Genomic DNA, 20480 nt, shown 5'->3' with positions numbered 1-20480 from the left:
GTCGCGAGTAGAGATTTTTCAAGGGCTCAGGATCGCCCTTTACGAAGGCATCCAGAGCCAGATGATCCTGCTCGATAAATTTCGTTAGGTCGGAGGCTAACATCGGTTCCTCCTGGAAAATCTTGCCGTTTTCGGGAGCGAAACAGCATACTCCTGCACGCTGACGCAAACAATCGGGGGAGGCGCGCGGCACAGAGCCCCACTAGCGCGTTTCCACCGGCCGCTGTCCGACATTCCCTATCGGCTGGCCTCGGTGTGCGGCGCAAAGAAGCAGCGGATGGTCATATTCGGGGGCGACGTACAGATGTGATATTGGCTGTCTTCGCTCTCAAGGACGCGGTTCTTGGGGATGAAGTATCGGCTCTTGGACCCTGTGCGGATATTGAAATCGCCGCCCGACAGCGGCTCGACATAGCGCGGGCTGATGACCCTACAATCCTTCTTATCGTCGCAGCATTCATAGCCGGTGACCGGATCATGGTAGCCGGTATACCAGCTGTGAGCGACGGCGAGCGCGATCAAAAAGAGCCTCATGTGTCAAGAAACTTTGCGCCTCCAGCCGAATATTAGCAATCCCTTGATGAAGCCGGGACCGCTCCAGACCCATTCCATGGTGCCGAGAATTGGCATTGGGGATCTGGTAGCGGTGACCGCCACGGTGCGACGGCGGGTCGATGAGGACTTCGTAAGCGTCCTCGATTCCCACCTATAATTTTCCGAATTCGATCATCGATCATGTCTTCGCCCATGAGAAACACCTCGGCTATGATGCGCGGCATCTGTCGTCAGATGCGATAGCGTCGGTCACCCTGGGCATAGATGCCAGCGCGGTCACCCCTCAGGGCGCGATCCTCAACCCAGGCGAAGGCTGGGTCGATCTGCCGTCGCTGATCGAGATATTGATTGCGGAATTCGTGGCGCGTGGCGGTCAGCTTGTCACCGAGGCTGGATGCGCTACGGTCATGATCGTCGATGGCCGTGCCACTGGCGTCACCACAACAAGCGGCATCAGCTTTGCTGCCGACGCAGTACTCCTGGCGACCGGCGGTGATGTGCCGCGCATGGTTGCGGCCTCCGGCCAGTATATCGCCGACGGAACACCAATCGCGCTGCTGGTCAGGACCAAGCCGGTCCACTTGCCCCTTCGCGCCGTGCTCAACACGCCGCGCGTGGCCATCCGCCCGACACCGGACGGAGCACTTGCGCTCGATTCCGCCTGGTCGGAAGAAGAGGTGGTCGTCAATTCGGACGGCACTCATGGCGTGAAGGATTCGACAGTTCAGGGGCTTCTCGAGGAAGCCTCGAAGGTTCTGGAAGGCCATCCGAAGCTGGAATTGGAAAGCTACGGTGTCGGCCCCAAGCCGATTCCCGGAGATGGCGAGCCGGTATTCGGCCGGTTGAAGGACATCAAGGGATACCACGTCGCCTTCAGCCACAGCGGCGCAACGCTTGGCCTGATCGCCGGCGAGCTGCTTGCCGACGAGATCGCCACGGGAAGAGAGCACCCACTCCTCGCAGGCTTTCGGCCAACTCGGTTCTCTTGAAGATCGATTCAAGATCGGAACTGCCGCTTGGTCGATCCGATGTGGCCGGAATAACTCATGACGATCGTGCTTTTCGCCCAACCCTGCGCTCGTTTGACTCGCCCGCGTACTGCGACCCGGCGTTCTTCCTTCGCCTAAAGATCCTGCCTCGCTCGTTCGACGCTGGTTTATCTTGGCCAAGCCAGCCGACTTGCGTCGCCTCAGGTGAGCCCGTGCCGGACGAGATGGCGAACGACCGGCGAAAACATCTGCTGGCCGATATAAGATCCGGTGTTCGCCTGCTCGAACAGTGTTTCGGCGGCTACCGCATCCTCGACTATGGGGATACCTGCCTGGCGCGCCTGAGCCATTATCTCGTCGGCCGCGCGGCCTTGACCCTTGCCAACGACCGTCGGCACCGGCGTTTCGTCTTTGACGTAACGCAATGCCACGGCGCGGTCGCCGGACACGAAGACGATGACCGCATTCTTCGCACCCAGCTTCGCAGGTTGCATCACCGCTTCGCGCCGCTGTCGCTGCTGTTCATGGCGGATCAATGGATCTCCTTCGAGATCCTTGTGTTCGCGCTTGTATTCGGTTGCCGTCATGCGCATGTCGCGAAGGAACAGCCAGCGCTGAATGGGAACATCGATCAAGCCGATAACGACAAAGGCCAGGGCGGCGGCAATTCCAAGGGGTGTCAGCACCGCCTTGATAATCGGCTCCAGGCATGACTGACCACAGCCTGGCGCATCGAACAGCGGCTGCAGCCATTCGGTCAAGATGAATACGAACAGGCTTGCCAGCAACACCACCTTGATCAGGCCTTTGGTGAACTCGATGACGTTGCGCAGCGACAGGATTTTCTGAAGGCCCTTCGCCGGGTTTATGTTATCGAACTGCGGCTTGAGCTGCTCAAACGAGAAGACCGGTCCGAACGTCCCCAGCATGCCGAAGGCCACGGTAAAAACGACAACGATCCCGACCAGCGGAAATGTGGCAAGCATCAGCAACGAAAACGAATGGCGAATGGCCCCCAGGCTGCCGCCGGGCACCGTCACGGTTTGTACGAGCTCCGAAAGGCGCCTGAAGAGCATCGGCCAGGAAAAATAGAGATACGCGAGCGCTGCGAAAAGCGTGAAGCCGGAGACCAGGTCGCGGCTTTGCGAAACCTGGCCTTTGCGGCGGGCGTCACGAAGCTTCTTGTCGGACGCTGGTAATTTCTTTTCCTCAGCTTCTTCGGTCATGTTGCAATCTCATCGCACTGTCGTGGTTCCAGTAGGCCGCTGGCCTGTGTAAGGTAGGGCGGGCTTGAATAGGGAGAGGTGGATATGCGGTTGCATGTCGTATTCTGGCCAATCGTCATCACGCTGGCGCTGAGCGGTTGCCAGACGAGCAAGACCGGCGCTGTGCAGGCGAAGGCCTAAATGTCCCCGTCCGTCCGGCTGGCGTCATGAGGTTGCCTCTTGCCCGGCCTTCGGCTGAGCCGATGGCAACGACCGGGAGACACTGCTCGCCCCGGCCTTGCCCGAGCGGCCCGCGATCGTGGCCAGCGGCTGGACGTTGAATTCTTGCGCGAGTTCCTGGAAGGACAGAACCGGAAGCTCGATGGCATTGTGTATGAGCAGGCTCCGCATATGACGCCGCACATCCATCGCGGCGAGGACCACCGGTGAGACGTCGGTGGAGTTCTGCGTCAGCGCCCGCTCGATTTCGGTGACCAGGGCCTGCGCATCATCGTCGGAAAGATTCAGGAATGTCCCGGTCGAAGTGCTTTGCACCGCGTTTCGCAGGATATCCTCGGCCGACCGCTGCAGGACATAGGCGGCGATGATGTTGGTGCGGCCGGCGGAGCGGAAGCTGATCTGGCGCTTCAGGGATGTGCGGACATATTCCGTCAGCAGGACGACGTCCTGTTCGCGCTGGCCCCATTCGATCAGGGCCTCGAGGATCAGGCGCAGATTGCGGATCGGCACGTTTTCATCGACGAGCCGGCGAAGCACTTCTGCGATCTTCTGCAGCGGCACGATCTCCTGTGCCTGTTTGATCAGGTCCGCGTAATCCGGCTCCATGTCCGACAGCAGCCTGCGTGTCTCCTGAATCCCGACGAAATGGCCGGCATAGAGCCGAAGCGAATTTTCGGTCCATTTGGCCGCTGTTTCGGCTGGCGTGGAGAAGGCGAAGCCGGCTTCCTTCAGCACCGATATGTTGCTGTCATCGACCCACGCGAATTTGCGCTGACCGGCAACCGGAGGAGCTCTTTCGTAGGTCACTTCAAGCAGATCGAGATGCGTCGCGTCCGCTTCGACAAGAACGCGGTCGGCTGGAATTTCGGCATCCAGGATGGGCGCTCCTTCCAGATCGATGCGGATGCCTCGCGGTGAAAGCATCTCGTCGACCTGCGTGCCGATAGCCGGAACGTCGACACCGAGATCGCCGAACAGTTCGCGGCGCACGCCGTCGGCGAGCGTGGCAAACTCGGGCTCCGGGATTGAGCGTCCTAGCTCGGTTCCGAAGCGGACCACGACGCGATAGGAAGGAGGCAGTGTTCCGGTGGGGATTGCTGAAAGCGAGGCGGAATTTCCTGGTTCGGGCGTGGCGATCTGGCCGATGTCTTTGGGCCCGGATTCCTGGGCAGTGCGGCGATTGATTGCGTAGGCGCCCGCTCCGAAGCAGGCGCCAAGAATCAGGAACACGACGGCAGGGAAGCCTGGCACCATGGCAAGGCCAACCATGATCACCGCGGCAAGCGCGAGCGCTCGGGAGTCCCGCAGCAGCTGGCTGGTTATTTGCTGGCCAAGGTCTCCCGTTCCGTCGGCGCTGCCGACGCGCGTCACCATCGTACCGGCGGCCACGGCGACGAGCAGTGCCGGTATCTGAGCCACCAGCCCGTCGCCCACGGTGAGCAGCGAGTAGGTGGAAGCCGCGTCCCCCAGGGACATATCGTGCTGCAGTGTCCCAACGGCGAAACCACCGACAAGGTTGACCAGAATGATCACGATCCCGGCGATGACATCGCCCTTGACGAATTTCATCGCGCCATCCATCGCGCCGAACAGCTGGCTCTCGCGCTCCAGCTGCTGGCGCAGGCGGCGTGCCTCCGCCTGATCGATGTCGCCGTTGCGCAACTCGGCATCGATACTCATCTGCTTGCCCGGCAGGGCATCGAGCGTGAAGCGCGCGGCCACCTCGGCGACGCGTTCGGCACCGCGTGCAACCACGATGAACTGTGCGACGGTGATGATCAGGAAGATGACCAGGCCCACCGCAATACTGCCGCCGACGACGAAGGTACCGAAGGCGGTAATGATGTCGCCCGCGTCGGCCTGGAGCAGGATCAGTCGCGTTGTCGTGATTGTGATGGCCAGCCGGAACAGGGTGGCGATGAGGATGACCGACGGCAGCGACGAGAACTGGAGCGGATGAGAGACGTAAAACGAAGCCAGCAGGATAAGCACGCTGATGGCGATATTTGCGGTGATGAGAATATCGACGAGGAATGTCGGCAATGGGATGAGCATCATCACCACGGCGACCAGCAGCAGGACGGCGATGACGAGGTCGCTGCGGCGTGACAGCCTCGCCAGGAATTGCAGAAGCCGCTCCGACATGGTCATTCAACACCTCGTTGCGACAGGAAGCTCAGCAAGGCACTGCGCGCCTCGGTCTTGCGCCCGGCCGCCAGCAAGGCGCGGCTCTTCAGCAAGGCAAGCGCCGGATGGTCCATTCCTTCCAAGGTCTCCAGCCTGGCGATCGTGGCAAGCGCCTTTTCCGCCTCGCCATCAAGTGTGAGCAGGTGCGCCAATGTCCTGAGCACGCCGGCATTTCCCGGCGAGAGCTGTGCGGCGATAAGCAGGTACGCCGCGCCCCGCTTTGCCTGCCCGTGACACCCGTAGAGATAGCCCAGGACATGCAGCAGATGCACCGTCTCATGCGGGTCGGTCAGATTTCGATTCCTTCCTGCATGCGACCAAGCAGATCGCGATGACGCTCGATTTCATCCTCCACCAGCGTTCTGGCGAGTGCCTTGAGTTGCTCGCCGCCCTCGAGGTCAGGGACCAGGTCCGCTACGAAATGCTGAAGAATTGGCACAGAACGACGCAGGATGGCTGGCTCGGGAATACTGGGCATGACGAAGTTGATGAGGATCTCATCGAGCGATTCCCCGGCTTGACCCGGAGAGGGCTGGAATTCCGCTGTTTGTGTCTTTTCCGTACCAGCGGCCGACTTCGTGCCCTGTGCACGGTTTGCGGCTTTGTCGACGCCATTCATCCGCCGCCGGTTGATCGATTGACCGCGTACGCTTTCGGCCTGGCGAACCTCGCGGCCGGGTGTGTCGCCCCTTGCCGTGTCGAACCGCGGCCCTTCAAGCCGGCGGCTCACGGATATTTCAGCGCGACCGTGGCGCCGCCCTTGGTCAGGAGAAGTTCCGTCTCGCCGATATGCTTTATGGTCCAGCCGTCATCCGTGAATGCACCTTCGTGGTAGCGTGCACCGTCGGCTGCGATGACGTAGGGCCGCTCGCCATACCAGATTGCCTGCAGCGTCAGGCGCGGAGCCTGCTCCGCATTGCCGATCATGACGTTGGAGACCAGCGCAATGTGGGCGCCGAACGCCTGGTCGAACCAGGATTGCGTTTCCGTCCAGACACCGCTCTTGTCATTCGGGATCATCCCCGAGACCAAGAGGCGTCCCGTTGATTGCTGAACGGTCAATGCGCTTATGCCCGACTGCTCGAGATGCTGCTTGAGCTGGCTTGCCGCTGCGGCGGCATTCTGAATTTGCGGCGGCGATGAATCGTCCAGCACTTCTTGCCCTGCCGCGCCGGCGAAGGCCATTCTGATCGGTTCGCCGTCCTGAGAGGCTAGCTTCTCCTCGCCAATGTCTGGCTTGGCGAAAGAGAACCCGTTCGCAGCGACGGAGATGGCGAAGACGGCAAGGAGAACGCTGCCCGCAACCAGGAGAGGACGATTGGAAACAGTCCAGCGGTTCGATCCGCGCAGCGGGTTGACCAGCCGGATACTGGCATCACCCACATTTATGATGAGCGGCAGCCTGCAGCGGCTGCCATGTCCCTCGTGGATGGTCTCTCCCGTGGCAAGCGCCACATCACCGCCAACGGCTTCGATTTCAAACTGGCTGCCCTGACGCCGCAGCCTTGCATGGATCGGCGCGATGCCTGCATCCCTGAGGACAATGTCCGACTCCGTGCTGGAGCCGACCGTATAGACCGGCTCGACCAGATCGATTTCGGCGCCGGCGTGAAATCCGTGGATTACGCTAAGCGCGATGGAATGCCGTGCTGCCGTGGAGGGAGCGATAATCGATCGGAACCGGCGCGCCGGTGCCGCATCCAGATATCTGCCGATAGGCCTAGCGGTCATGCAACTTGATCTCCCGCCGATGACAATTTCAAATGCAGCCAGACGACGGCGTTGAAAGGTTTCTGCCGTGCAGTACGCCGCCGGTTGCTTTCGGCGGCGTATGGGTTCGAAAATCCGCTGCCTTAGGCCTTTTCAGCCGACTGGCCGAGCGTTTTCGCGGTGCTCATCAGCATGTCATGTTGGGATTTCGCGATCTCTTTCGTGATCTCCAGCCCGAACATGCGCTCCTGTTGCTTGATCATCTTGTCCAGGTTCTGTTCCGGCGACCCGGCAGAGCCGGAGGTAATGGGAGGGGTAGCAGCCATCATTGTCTCCTTGAGGGACTATTCAAGTTACAAACTCCGGACTCACACCGCTGCGATCCGGCAGGTTGCCGAGGCACTCTAAGGCAGCATGACCGAAATTGAAAGTCCATTTGGAATATGCAACCCGCTCAAGTTCCAACTGTTGCATTGCCAACGCGTGAGGAGTAATCTGCCAAGCGGGTGAATGGGGTACTTCAGGATGGAAAAAGGTCCTTTGGCCGAGTTATTGGTCGAACGGTTTGACAATATGCCGCCGCAGTTGCGGGTCGCCGCGCGTTTCGTGCTGGATCATCCCAAGGAGGTCGCGCTGATGTCGATGCGCGAGCAGGCGCACCAGGCTGGCGTTTCGCACAGCACGATGATGCGGCTGGCGCGATGGCTTGGCCTTGAAGGTTACGAGGATATGCGCGGTCTTTATGCGCGCGCGCTGCGGGAGACGATCGCAGGAGAGCCGGCGCGACAGGGGATCGAACAGCGTGGCGATCCGGGATATTCGACCGTCGGCGTCGTTGCCGACACGCTAGCGGCCCAGATTTCAAGTCTTGGTGAATACACCAACGCCATACAGATCGTTGCCGCCGCCGACCTGCTTGCAAGATCGCGCGATCTTTTCGGTCTCGGCTCACGTTCGGCTTATCCGGTCGCCAGCCACTTCGTTCACGTCATGTCGTTTCTGGCTGGCGGTGATCGCAAGGTGACGCTTGTCGGCGAGATGGCCGGACAGGGCCTGGATGCACTCCAGCACGCGGGACGTGGCGACGTGCTTCTGGCTGTGGGCATGGCGCCTTATGAACGCACGACCATCGACGTGGCGCGCCAGGCGGCCCGGCAAGGCGTCGGCGTGATTGCAATCACCGACAGCAGCGTGTCTCCGCTGACGCGGATCGCGCGGGAGACAATCATCGTCACGTCGAATTCGCAGTCGTTCTTCCGAAGCATGGCGCCGGCCTTCGCCGCCGTCGAGCTTCTGGCGGCGCTGACGGCAGCGCGGTCCGAAACGGATGCCGTCGAACGGGTAAAACAGTCGGAAGAGCAGCTTGCCGCTTTCGGCATTTATTGGAAGCCCCCTCGATAGCATCCGAAAGGGTGCGGTCAGGCGGGCGTGCCGGCGGCCAGGCTGCCGGCAACAGTGATTTCCGGAGGTCGTCCAGATGGTTCGCCCGATAACGCTCAACAAGCCGCCGGTCCAGCCGCAGAAGGTCAATGCAACGGCAAACACCGAGCAGATAGCGCGGCTGGAGGCGCAGGCGGCGAAACTCCGGGAGCAGATCAGGCTCGCCAACAGGATGGGCGAGCGCGACTGGTCGGCGCAGGCCCGTCAGGAACTGGCGCAGGTGAACACGCAGCTGAGTTCCCTTCAGCCGCCGCCTGTCGCGGCTCCGGCGGCGCCGGGCATCAACCTCGTGAACGCTGGCACCGGCACGCCCGGCAACGGCACGACGGTGACGCCGGCGCTCTATGTGCGGACTGATCTCGCGGCACCCACGCTGGCGCCGGTCAAACTTGACGGAAGCAAGCCCGACGACAACGCCGCGGAAGCGACGACTGCCCGCAACATCGTTAACGACGTCACCGGCGGCAAGAGCATCGACCAGATCGCGTCTGCCCGCGGCATGACGCGCGACCAGGTCATCGCCGCGCTCCGGTCTGGCGGCATGACCGTGTCGACCACCGATCCGAATAGCGATGTGCAGACGACGAAAATCACGGATGCCAGCGGCCGCACCGTCACGCAATATTACGACTACCAGCACGACAGCTACTATACGAGCGTCGAGCAACCCAACGGAACCGCGACCACCACGCCGGTCCGGGATGGGCTCGGGCGCAAGGAAACCAGCAGCTACAATGCCGACACCGGCGCCATAACGACACGTTACGAAGACGACCTCGGTTCGGGCACCGTCACCGAGCGGACGTCGCTGCCCAACGGTGCTTCGGTGGAAACGGTGACGCCGGGCGCCGGCCCGTCGCTTCCCGTGACCACGGTCACCGGTCCAGACGGCCGCAAGACCATATTGGCGGCCGCGCAGGATCCCGGCGGGACAAGCACGCAGAATATCAAGGACGGTCTGGCGGACGGCAAAAGCATCGAGCAGATCGCGCGGGACAACGGCCGCACCAGCGAGCAGGTGATCGCCGAACTGCAGGCCGCCGGCTATCAGGTCAAGACGCAGGCAGCGGCAAGCGGCAACGGCGACGTGCAGTCGGTCGAAATCGTCGATCCGCACAGCGGCAACAAGACCGTCTACTCGCACGACTATCAGCACGACGAACGCACCGTCGTGACCACGGCGGACGGCAAGGAAACGTCGCAGTCCGTCGATGGCAACGGCAAGACCCGCAACAGTGTACGCAACACCAAGACCGGCGAAACCACGACCACCATCGTCGATCCGAAAACAGGGACCGAGACCAAGATCGTCACCGACAAGGACGGCCGCGTGACGACGACCACCACCGAGAAGATCAACGGCGGCAAACCCGTCGAGTACGAGGTCAAACCCGACGACAACCTGACCCTGGTCGCGCGGCAACATGGCGTGACACTGGATGATCTCAGGCGGACGAATCCGGAACTTTTCAGCTCGTCCCGCGACCCGGACACCATCCATCCGGGCGAAAAAATCACCATCGAAAACGGGACGCGCACGACCGTGGAGGTCAGCTTCAACGGCTATACGCTTACCACCAGGCCCGACGGCAGTCTGACGCTGCACAACAACACCACCGGCATCGACCTGAAGATCGAGGCAGGAAGCACGCAGGCCTCCCTGGCCAGGACGCTATTGGCGGTGAACCCCAACAGCAGCAATTCCGAGGAGGCAAAGGAAGGCCAGGTCGTGAAGACCTTTGTCGAAGGGCTGTTGGCCGGTGAGACCTTGCCCAGCCTCATCGACGCTGCGGAGAAAGCCGGACAGGACAAACAGGCTCTGATCGACAAATACGGTCTGGGCACGGCCGCCAAGCCCAAGCTGGATGGGCAAAACAGGGTTGTCGATCCGTTCGGCGATCCGCCACAGGGCAACGCACCTTCCGGAGGGAAGTGGACGCCGATGAAGATCGACGGCGTCTGGACCTGGGTCGATCCCCAGGTCGCCCAGGCCATCATTGACGAGAACATCGCCCTGTCGCGCATCACCGAGACGCGAGCCCTGGCCGGCCAGCAGCAGGAGCAGTTCAACGTCGATATGCTCGATCCCGCCTACAAGGATGCGGTCGATGGCGCGCAGACCATCATAAACAAGGCATTGGCGCCTCACGGCCTGCAATGGACTGCGCAGAAACCGAAGGGCACGCTCGCCGATGCGCGGGAGCGGCTGACCAAGGCCAACACCTTGCTGCAGAACGCAAGGGATGCCCGCGGCGAATATGAGAATGCCGGACGCGTCCTCAAAGATGCCATCGCCGGGCAGAGCACGCTGACGCCGCTGGGTGATCCCAATGCAACAGCCGTCGGCCCTGTCAACGGCCCGAACCGGTATACGGAACACGCTCAGGGTGTCGCCGAGCATGCAGCCGTCGACAAGCTGTTTTCCGAGGTCGGCCTGCATCTGAGCAAGGGCGACAAGCTCACCATCGATTTCCTGGTGGGGAAGGCCGAACTGGACGGCGTCCCCACGGACTCGAAGGAATACAAGGACCTGAAGGCGCTGCAGACGACAGCAGGCAGTCAGCTCGAACTGGCGCAGGCCTACCAGAACTACTTCGACGCTCATACCACTGCCGCACAGGTCGGCGCGCAGCAGACGGATCTCGAGCAAAAGCTGCTTGTCCAGTATCTTGGCGAACAGAAGTTCGACCCGAACGAGGAATACAACCGGTATAGCGGCGACTACCTGGGTCACTACAAGACCTCGACGCTCGAAGTCCGTGATGGCCAGCTCTGGGTCGTCAACCATTTCGACAAAGGAACGACAGAGCAGCAGCTCACCTACAGTCTGAACGACAAGAACGTCAGGGACGAATACCGGGACCGCCAGCTCAACAAGGACTGGCAACAGCTTCTGAGCGGTTCGACGGAGAAGGTGTGCACCGCCAACGGCCTGGAAACCGCGAAGGCCGGCGAGGCGCAAGCGGCAAAGAATCTGAACGATGTCCTAGACAAGCAGCTCGGCAACAGCATCACCGACCTGAAAACGAAGCTGACGAGCCTGCAGACCAACTTCAACAATGCGCTGACGCAACACGGGCCTGGGGCGGTCGATGCGCCCCAAGGGACGCTGCCCGATGGCGTGCAGCCGGTCGAAATCGATGTCGGCGGACAGACGATCAAGGTGGCGCCGGAGGTTGCCCAGAAATACAACCAGATAGGGATCGATGCGCTGACCCAGGGCGGCAAGGCAATCTGGATCGACCTGGACACACACGATGACGATCATGGTGGCCGCTGGGTCGACCCCGAACTGGCGGTCTCCAAGCTCAAGCTTGATGCGACAAGGGCTGAGATAACGCAGGCCGAGGATCTGCGCAGGGTGGTGCAGGGGTTCAGCGATTACCATGAGCTTCGGCTCAGCGATCCCTCGCTCTTGGCCGACCGCAACGGCACGGTGGACAAGACCTATCTGGACGAACATCAGCAACAGACGCTCGACGGCATCTATCAGCCGAAGTTCCAGCAGCTGCTCGACAGCGGCTACGACAACGAGTTCCGGGAACAACCTGGTACGACCCTCGACGACACGGTCGCCAGGACGTTCGGCCTGAATCGTTCGACCGATGATGGCCGCGAGGCGATCGACAATGTGACGGAGGAGATCCGCGATATTGGCGGCGACAATCCGTATGTGCGCAGAGTACCGATCTTCTACGTCGACGACGAGGTCGGGACGCAGCAGGTCACGCTCTTTGCCGTGCGCGACGGAGACGGCAACACTCGCTATGTCGACGCAACCGGCAAGAAGTTCGACGACCTCGGCGATTTCCAGGACAACAACAGCCAGTTTGGTGAGAACGGCAAGCTCGTCGTTCCCAAAGGACTGGAGATGAAGGCGGGAGACGACGGCAAGATCGCGCTTGAAGTGGTGAAGGCGCGCAACGTCTCGGTCTGGGACAAGGTTGTCGATCCGCTGGTTGGCATTGGGACCGGCATCGCCACTATCCTGTCGTTCACGCCGGCCGCGCCGATCGCGGCACCGCTGGCCTATACGGGGGCTGCCTATCTCGGAACCCGAGCGGTCATAAACCAGGTCAACCATCTGGAACATGGCGGCGAGTGGGACGATAGAGAGTCACTGATGAACATCGCCAGCGCGGCGACCACGGTTCTGCCCATGGCATCCAGCGGCCTGCGCACCATTGGCATGGCGGGAAAGGAAATGACCGCTCTCCAGGCCTTCCGCGGCAGCATAGGCGCAACACGGTCTGGCTCTTCCCTGGCGCTCGAAACCCGCAGCTACATGCAATCGACCGCCGGCCTGAACAAGGCGGCGTGGGGAATGGATGTCGGCTCGGTGATTGTCGGCGCACCCTTACTGGCGACCTCTGCCTACGATCTTGCCGTCAACGGAGACCAGATGAATGGTCTCCAGCTTGCCAATGCGCTTACGGGTCTTGGCACCGGGGTCACCGGTACCGGCCTCGGCATCCACGGCCTGCGTACGTTGCGGCCGGGAACGGGCACGCAGGCGAGCTCCAATGGTCCGGACGCCAGTCCGCCACCGGTCAGCGACGGACCACACCAGCAGCCGCCTGGCGGCAACGGACCGCGGCAATTGCCGCCGGCGCCGGAGCCCGGTTCCTCGGGGCGCCCAATGAATGTCTATGAGATCGGTGCCGACGGCGTTTACAGGCCGACCGGGAAGCAGGTCTTCCACGACCCCAGCCATCCGGTGATACCTGGAGACGTGATCAAGGCCGATGACGGCAGCGGCGATGGTTCGACAATGCAGCCGGGCCACGATCCTCAGGGGTCGACCCCGCCTGGTACTGCCCATCCCGCCGATGGCGATCCCATCATCGTACCGGGCAAGCCGACAGGACAAGACGGAACGGTTCGCCTCGTCTGGGACCCGGAGACACGCAGCTTTGCCAGCACGCCCGGACACGACACGAGCGAGTATGTCTACACCAGCGGCAAGGATCCGAGGACGCCCTCGGCCTATCTCGACGGCTTGACCGTCGAACAGCTTGTGACCCGCTACGAGCAGGAGAAGGGTTATTATTCCAGCCGCGAAATGGCCGAGCGCTATGGCCCGGACGGCGTCCAGATACCGCGCACGCCACTTCGCGACATCCTGCCGGACTTCCGCGTCGGCGTCACCTTCCGGGCCCGGCTGAACACCGGAGATGCATTCGGGATCGGCTCGCCGACAATTGCGGCCGTCGGCTTCGGTGTCGGAACCAAGACCGATTTCGGCATGATCGGATGGTCGATCGTCGACAGCGTCGGCCAACGCAGCCTGACGCCGTTCAAGGACGCGCTCGGCACCCAGGGCGTCGTATCCTACCGGGCACGCGAATACAGGAACATCACAAGCCTCCAGGCCGGCGTATGGCCGGTGTCCAACCAGACGGCCTTCCCGGTCCGCAGCAGCGATCTGTCGGCGGCTGCGAGCAAGGCCATATTCAGCGACGCGACGGGCTACAACGCCAAGCCGCTCGATGCTGCCATCGTCGGGATGACGCCGGATGGCGAAGGCACCGTGATCGAGATGGCCTACACGCCTGTGCTCCAAGGCGAAGAGGTCACGCTCGCACCTGGCCAGCATGACTTCTTTGGCGTGCCGGCGGAAAACAGTTCCGGCCACGTCCAGCTGCAAGGCGCGCTTCCGTTCGACCGTGTCATGACCGAGACCAAGGCCGGCATACGCCTGCCGATCGTGGCCAATCACGTCGCGGCTGTGGACCAGATGCCGCGCATCGGCTTCGAGAAGCGCCCGGAACTGCCCGTCAAGGACACGCTTCAGCCGGGCGACGTCGTGTCGACGCCGGCATTCGACCAGATCCAGTCCGCTCTCGGCTCGACAAGCCTGAAGATCCAGTTCGCGGTCAAGGATCCGGCGAAGGCATCCGAACTCATCGTGGCCATCGGCCGGGGCGATGGCATCCGCTCGATCCGTGACCTCGTCAAGGCCGGCCAGATCGATCCGTCGAACACGGTTTCTCTGGTTGACGAACCGACGCTGAGCGGGTTGCGACTTTCGGCCGTACCGGGCAAGGCGCCCACGGTAGAGATCGTTTTGCTGACCGGCGAGAAGGCTCAAATTGTAAACCCCGAAGCGATGCTGGTCGACGTCATCTTCAACGATCACAACAGGCTGCCTGGCGTACTGGGTTTCAATCCCGACCGGATGGTCACGTCCGCGACCTACAAGGTGAAATCGACGGTACAGTCATGGCTTCCGGCGCGCTTCCAACCCGACGGATCAGCGCAGTCCCGCTACATGCCGAGCGCGGGCAACATCTATAAGAACCTCTACGGTTCGCATGGCACCCCGGCCACGCGCTACACGCTTTCACTGTCGACCCATCCTCTGCCTGCTGGAGCGTTGACTTTCAGCGCCGAGGTGAGAATCCAATACAAGTCCAAGGCGGCCAGCATCGCGTCTTCGATCGCCGAGAACGAAACCGCGACACTGACCTTCAATCGGGCCGACGGGCAAACTGAGGAATTGACGATCCCCGCCTGGCTCGCCCACGCGGTAGAAACCTCGCGCGACGGCTCGGCGACAGGCATTCCGAAGGGCGGCAAGGCCTCTTTGGAGCAGTTCCTCGGCGAACTGGAAAAGAACGCAAGGCCCGACCAGCGCGCGGCGATCGAGCAGTTCCGGACGGAATTCGGTTCGTCGATCGTGGATGGCGGGTTCATGCGCCAGAACGTTGCCGATGGCGTGCTGACCTTCCTCTCCTCGCAAGTGGGCAGCCGCCGAAACGGCCCGATTCAGATAAGGGACGAGCACGGTCAATCCGTGACCGCCACCCGATATGGACCGCTGCCAAAGAGCGCGGAGAATGTCTATGTGCCGCCAGCCGACGGACAACCAGCGCGCGGCGACGAAACGGAACTGATGCACAAATCGCATATTCTGTTCCGCGATCCGGAGACCGGAGAGGCATACGTCCTGCCATGGGTGCGCGGCGCCTCCGAGGACCATGTGCCGGGCAGTCAGGGACGGCCGGAGGGCGAAACGGTGCCGCCGGCGGCAACGCCAGCCAGGAAGGCCATCGAGGCGGCGCCTCCGACGACCCACTCGCTGCAACAGGTCCGCAACATGCGGCAGCCCGAGAAATGGAAGGCCGGCGAGATCTATACGCGCGAACTCAATGGGTCGCCTGGAGAAGTGCATTTTCCGGTCGATGCCAACCCGGGTGGGCCCCACCCCGTCTCAGGCGTGGGTGGGCGATACGTGGATTCGCCTGTCTTAAAGAGCGACGACGTGATCGAGGCAATCGAGGTCAAGACCTATCATCGCTGGACGACGATCAACGGTGTCGCGCAGATGCGTGAAGTGCCGCTCACGCCGAAATTGCAGGAGCAAATCAACAAGGATGTGGCGCTGCGGAACGAGAACCCGGGTTATCAGCCGCGCTGGGTTTTCCTCGATGCGCCGCCTTCCGCGGACTTGCAGCGGGCGCTCGACGATGCGGGAATTGTCGGCAACATCTTCGGACACAACAAGCCCGCCACGGCAGCACCGCAACCCCAATCCGCAACGGCCGGAACCGGTTCGGGCCGAACCATGCAGCTCAAGGACGAGAGCGGCAAGGTGATCACCGCGACAATGTTGGGCACCGAGCCGAGGGGCCCGCAACAGGTTTATGTGCCGCCTTCCGACCGGCCTCGCGCGCCGGCCGATGCACCGGAGTTGGCCGACAAGACGCACATACTGGTGTACGACCCCGACACCGGCGAAGCCGTCGTGCTGCCATGGATACGCGGTGCTTCCGGCGGCCACGTGCTCACCCGAGATGGCGTCAGGGCGACGCCGCTTGACCAGGTGCCGGATCTCGTCATGGGCGATTTCCAGCCGAACCAGATTCCCTGGCTCAAGCGTGAGCAGGTGGCCGAACTGACGGAACAGCAGTTCCGCGACTTGGATCAGGCCGGCTTGCTGCCTTCTCTGACCAGGAGCCAACTGCGGGGTATCCCGAAGGCAAAGATAGGCCAGGTCAACATCGCGGGCCTCGACGGGAAACGGATTCCTTGGCTGACCGAGGGCCACATCCGGAACATGACCGGCCAGCAGTTCCAAGATCTCGGCAAAGCCGGTTTGACGCCTCAACTGACGAAACCACAGTTGCAGGCGATCAAAGGAGACTTGGTCGAGTTCGTCGACGTGTCGAAGTTGGAAGCGCGCCAGGTTCCTTGGTTCAAGCCCGGCCAGGTCGCGAAGTTCACGTCACAGCAATTCAAGGACGTGGGCGAGGCCGGATTGCTGAAGAACCTAACCGAGCGCCAGGTTCAGGCGATCCCCGAAACCATGGTCGGTTCCGTGGACGTGGCGAAGCTCGATCCCAAGCAGGTGCCGTGGCTGACCGAGAAGCAGATCCCGGTGTTGACCCGCGATCAATGGGGCGCCTTCACGATCCACCACACCGAAGCGCTGACCCAGCCGCAAATCGAAGCGGTGACACCAAAACAGTTCGAGGAAATGAGCCCCGGCCAGTTCCGCAAGTTCACGCTTGAGCAGTTCGAGTGGATGAGCGGGGATCACATGAACGGCCTCTCCGTGCTGCAACTGACGACCTATCGGGCAACCCATAAAAAGGCGATGACGCCGGAGCAAGCGAGCAGCGTCGATCTGGCGCTGAGCCATGCCAGGATACGGGAAAACGCTCAGGCGCTCGCCACCTTTGGCGGCATGTCGACCACCTCCTACATGCTGTGGACTTCGTTGCCGCCAACTTGGACCGCCACCGCAAGTGGGGTGGCATTTGGCGTGCGAGGCTTCGTTTTCGGCGCGCAGGCGCTCTTCCCCAACGCAACCGCGGGTCACAAGCCGTTCGGGCGATTCCTCAACGCGCTCGGCGGAGCCACATTCATAGCCGCGGCGCCAGGTGCCGCGACCGGGATGATCCAGGGTAAGGATCTTGTCGTCAACAGCACGTTTACGCTCGGCAACATCGTCTATGGCACGAAGTCGATGCTGCAGTCGTTCACAGGCAGACCGGTGATCCGAAACCTGGCCGAACATCTGGCTGGACCAGGATATGTGCTTGGCTGCGCCGTCTATACGCTGCATTCCTGGCCGGCGCCGATCGCAACAGTCGCCGGCACCATGTTCACGTTCGGCTGCGCGGAATTCTGGGCGTCGGCCATAAGGACGGACCGAATGAATAGCCGTTCGGTACCGCGGACCGATGCCGATATCGCGGCGGCGGAAAAGTCCGACAAAAGATGGACCGCATGGGATCGATGGACCCTGGGCATCACCTTCGGCGTTGGAATGCTTCTCTTCTCGCTGGACTCCCTGCTCGCGGAGCCTTGGGAGGGCGCGAAGACGGCCCCTCCACCCGATCCGAAAAAACCGGATGGCGATCCCTCGTCCCAGCGACCCGATGATCCTTCGGATGTTCCAGGTGGGACGCAAACCCTGCCAGAGACCTTTCCGCAACTTGTCGTGCAAGCGGATGACGGCCTGAATTTGCGGACCCAGCCTGACGGGCATTCGGCCGTGGCGACGGTTCTGCAACCCGGCACATTCGTCGAACAGACCGCGAAGCCTTCGACCGATCCTTCGGGAGAAGCCTGGATACCCGTCGAAGGTTTCGGACCGGACGGCGAAATGCATAGCGGCTGGGTCTCCGGCGACTATGTCGAGGTTCACCCCAAGGGCAGCAGCAATTCCGAGGGCCGCACGAATCCAACACTGGAGAAGAATGGCTATCAGTGGGTCGACGTCAAGAACGGCGACTCTATCCGCCTGATCGCCAGGACCCATTCAGCGGATGTGGCGGAGACGGTGGTGCTCAACATGGATCATATCCTGAGTCCGGACATGATTTTCTCAGGCGACCGCATCTACCTGCCGGTCACGTCGGTCGGCTGAGGAACTGCCGGCCCAATCTAGCGCCCGTCAGCAGGCTGCGCCTTGCCGCTTCTCGCGGCATAGGCGTGCGCGACGCAGGCAGCCAGCTTCGCCGCCCGCTCCGCTATCGCATTGGATGGTTCGGAAGAATAGGAGGCGGTAAACTGCAGGTCGGACGGGTGCCATTCGCAGTCGACAATGCGCAGTGTGCCGCTTGCGGTATAGTCCCGGACGACTTCCTCGGGGAGCGAGGCTATCCCGATACCGTTGAGAGTCATCTTGATGGAGGCCGCCAGCGAATTGGCCGGAAAGATACGCGGCGTCTCTTCCAGTTCGCTGGTGAGCTTGCGGTAAAGTTCGCTGTAGGGTCTGGTGGTGCGCGCGTAGCTGATGATCGGAAACTGCATCAGATCATTCAGCGTCAGCTTGCTTCGGTTGGCCAATTTCAATCGCGGCGAACAGACCCAGACGAGCGGAAAGGATGGCAGCTCGATGTTCTCGATGCTGTACTCTAGAATCGGGCCCATCAGCACTGCAAGATCGAGCCTGTGGGACATGAGTTCGTTGCGAAGGGTGGTCGTCGCATCAACGACGATATCCGTATCGACGAGCGGGTAGTTTGCTTGCAATTCCTTCAGGAAATCCGGAAGCCAGGTGTGCACGATGGATTCGGCAACCCCGAGCCGAAGCACCCCTGCCGTCTCTGAGAGAGAGTTGGCCGCGAGTTGCAGCCGTTCCGCTACGCGCAGGACCCGTTGAGCAGGTGGCAGCAGCCTTTGTCCCTCGGCGGTCAGCCTGACGGTGCTGCTGTGCCGTTCGAACAGCTTGGCGCCCAGCGCTTCTTCCAGGCCGGCAATTCGGGTGGATACCGCCGGCTGCGTCGTGTTCAGGCGTTCCGCTGCCTTTCGAAAGCTTCCGAAAGTGGCGACCAGGAGAAAGGTTTCGAGCTGCTTGATGTTGAAAGGGATCACGATTCAATGCCGGACAATAATCTGAGCTCCAATCTTTACGCGGTCATATAGATCGATAACGTCTTCATTGGTCATGCGGATGCATCCGGAGGAGTTGGCCTGTCCGACGGTCCATGGCTGGTTGGTGCCGTGGACGCGATAAAGCGTATTTCCGATATACAGGGCGCGGGCGCCAGGCAGCATTCCTTCGTCTGACGTCTGGTCAGGAGCAGAAGGGGAGACCAGCACATTTCTCGCCTGATCGTAAGTCCAGCTTCTAGGGTCATAAGCGTTGTTTGATTGGGGCCTGCGCCGCCATGGCGGCAACCAGCGTGGCAGCAACAAAGGCTGCCGCAGCCAGTCTCCGGCTGAGACGTGGGCCGGACAGCATACTGCCTCCCGTTATGCTGGCGGAAACGAACACGTTCGCGAGCAGGGCCCTGTTTGCCACCACCGACACCTTTCTGCATCCAGGCGTTGAACAGTGGATCACACATGGGTCCCGCCTGATTCCAGCGCGCACCATATCGCTTTGTTTGTCGTTCGCAACATTTGGCACAGCAAGTTAATGCGTAGTCCAAATGGACTTCCAATTTTCCAGTGTGCGCGATAGAGTGAGACCGGCGGGCAAACCATGAAGCGAGCGACGCGGGCAACACTCGTGGGTCGCTTGCAATAGGACCAAAATTGACGGGACGCGGTATCTGCCATGCGGATCGGTTGTCGGGAGCCAGGGCTGCCTTTGTCGCCTGCGGCCTGGCGATGGTTCTGGCGTTCGGCCTTGCCTCGCAGTGCGCGTATGCCGCCGAACCGCGGTGGCCTCCTGGCCCCTACAAATACATCACGGTCGACCAGTCAGTGGCAGACGCGCTGGTCGAGCTTGGCCGCAACATGCGGGTGCCGATGCGTGTAAGCAAGCTTGTAAAGGGGCGCCTGAGTGCCGGCATGCCTGTTGGAACGGCCCACGAGTTTCTGGAAGAGATTTGCAATCGGTATGGGCTGGTCTGGCATTTCGACGGCATTGTCATGAACGTGGCAACCGAAGCCGAAATCCAGACGGAAATGATCCGGCTTGATGCCAACACGGCTGCCGGCGCCGAAGATCGGCTTTCGCGGCTGGGCGTCATCGATCCGAGGTTTCCGGTAAAGGTTTCGAAACAAGACGATGTCGTCTCGGTATCGGGGCCGCCCTCCTACATCGAACTGGTCAGGAAAACGCTCGGGGTTCCCGCGGCAACGGGCACGAAGCCGGAGCCGGGCAAGGTTGTTTCGGTCCGCGTTTTCCGCGGCAGGCAGGTGGAGGCGTATGATGTCCCCTCCGCCAACAAGAACTAGGAAAACAGGAGAG

At 61.6% G+C, this 20480-nt stretch carries 11 protein-coding genes and 2 pseudogenes; 4 read left to right on the top strand and 9 right to left on the bottom strand.

Annotated features, from left to right (window positions below):
* Positions 1-237: 237 nt before the first annotated feature.
* The gene (locus tag NKH03_RS23075) at positions 238-522 is read right to left on the bottom strand and encodes a hypothetical protein (RefSeq protein ID WP_352870817.1); all 285 of its coding nucleotides are present in this window, start codon (positions 520-522) and stop codon (positions 238-240) included.
* 206 nt (positions 523-728) lie between these two features.
* Between NKH03_RS23075 and NKH03_RS23070 the strand changes: the two are divergent.
* Positions 729-1544 (top strand): annotated as a pseudogene (locus NKH03_RS23070) (NAD(P)/FAD-dependent oxidoreductase); the annotation flags it as partial.
* A gap of 200 nt (positions 1545-1744) precedes the next feature.
* On the opposite strand, the gene NKH03_RS23065 reads toward NKH03_RS23070, so the two are convergent.
* The 6 genes from NKH03_RS23065 to NKH03_RS23040 form a co-directional block, all read right to left on the bottom strand.
* Positions 1745-2770 (bottom strand): EscU/YscU/HrcU family type III secretion system export apparatus switch protein, encoded by a 1026-nt coding sequence (locus tag NKH03_RS23065; RefSeq protein ID WP_352970702.1) that lies wholly within the window; start codon positions 2768-2770, stop codon positions 1745-1747.
* Between the two features lie 204 nt (positions 2771-2974).
* Positions 2975-5140: a type III secretion system export apparatus subunit SctV gene (gene sctV, locus NKH03_RS23060; protein ID WP_352970700.1), complete on the bottom strand. Its 2166-nt coding sequence runs from the start codon at positions 5138-5140 to the stop codon at positions 2975-2977.
* Positions 5137-5448, bottom strand: a complete 312-nt coding sequence (locus NKH03_RS23055) for a tetratricopeptide repeat protein (RefSeq protein ID WP_352871596.1) — start codon at positions 5446-5448, stop codon at positions 5137-5139. The genes sctV and NKH03_RS23055 overlap by 4 nt, the downstream gene beginning before the upstream one ends.
* A 17-nt stretch (positions 5449-5465) precedes the next feature.
* Positions 5466-5906, bottom strand: coding sequence for a hypothetical protein (locus tag NKH03_RS23050; protein ID WP_352970699.1), 441 nt, complete (start codon positions 5904-5906; stop codon positions 5466-5468).
* Positions 5903-6907, bottom strand: a complete 1005-nt coding sequence (locus NKH03_RS23045; RefSeq protein WP_352970696.1) for a SctD/MshK family protein — start codon at positions 6905-6907, stop codon at positions 5903-5905. Before NKH03_RS23045 ends, NKH03_RS23050 begins: the two co-directional genes overlap by 4 nt.
* Before the next feature lie 122 nt (positions 6908-7029).
* Positions 7030-7215: a hypothetical protein gene (locus NKH03_RS23040; protein ID WP_352871591.1), complete on the bottom strand. Its 186-nt coding sequence runs from the start codon at positions 7213-7215 to the stop codon at positions 7030-7032.
* A gap of 211 nt (positions 7216-7426) precedes the next feature.
* Between NKH03_RS23040 and NKH03_RS23035 the strand changes: the two genes are divergently transcribed.
* Entirely contained in the window at positions 7427-8287 is an 861-nt protein-coding gene (locus NKH03_RS23035) for a MurR/RpiR family transcriptional regulator (RefSeq protein ID WP_352970695.1), read from the top strand.
* A 76-nt stretch (positions 8288-8363) separates the two neighbouring features.
* Complete coding sequence (locus NKH03_RS23030; protein WP_352970693.1) at positions 8364-18203, top strand: LysM peptidoglycan-binding domain-containing protein; 9840 nt, start codon at positions 8364-8366, stop codon at positions 18201-18203.
* Between the two features lie 17 nt (positions 18204-18220).
* On the opposite strand, the gene NKH03_RS23025 is transcribed toward NKH03_RS23030, so the two are convergent.
* Positions 18221-19153 (bottom strand): LysR family transcriptional regulator, encoded by a 933-nt coding sequence (locus NKH03_RS23025; protein WP_352871586.1) that lies wholly within the window; start codon positions 19151-19153, stop codon positions 18221-18223.
* A 3-nt stretch (positions 19154-19156) separates the two neighbouring features.
* A pseudogene (locus NKH03_RS23020) lies at positions 19157-19468 on the bottom strand (L,D-transpeptidase); the annotation flags it as partial.
* Positions 19469-19819: 351 nt separating this feature from the next.
* On the opposite strand from NKH03_RS23020, the gene NKH03_RS23015 reads away from it, so the two are divergent.
* A complete protein-coding gene (locus NKH03_RS23015; protein ID WP_352970691.1) occupies positions 19820-20467 on the top strand; it encodes a type III secretion protein in 648 nt (215 codons plus the stop codon).
* Positions 20468-20480 lie beyond the last annotated feature (13 nt).

The sequence above is a fragment of the Mesorhizobium sp. M1406 genome, assembly GCF_040317555.1.
Classification (GTDB): domain Bacteria; phylum Pseudomonadota; class Alphaproteobacteria; order Rhizobiales; family Rhizobiaceae; genus Mesorhizobium.
Note: the sequence above shows the minus strand (reverse complement) of the source record. Positions and strands in the feature narration are given on the sequence as shown.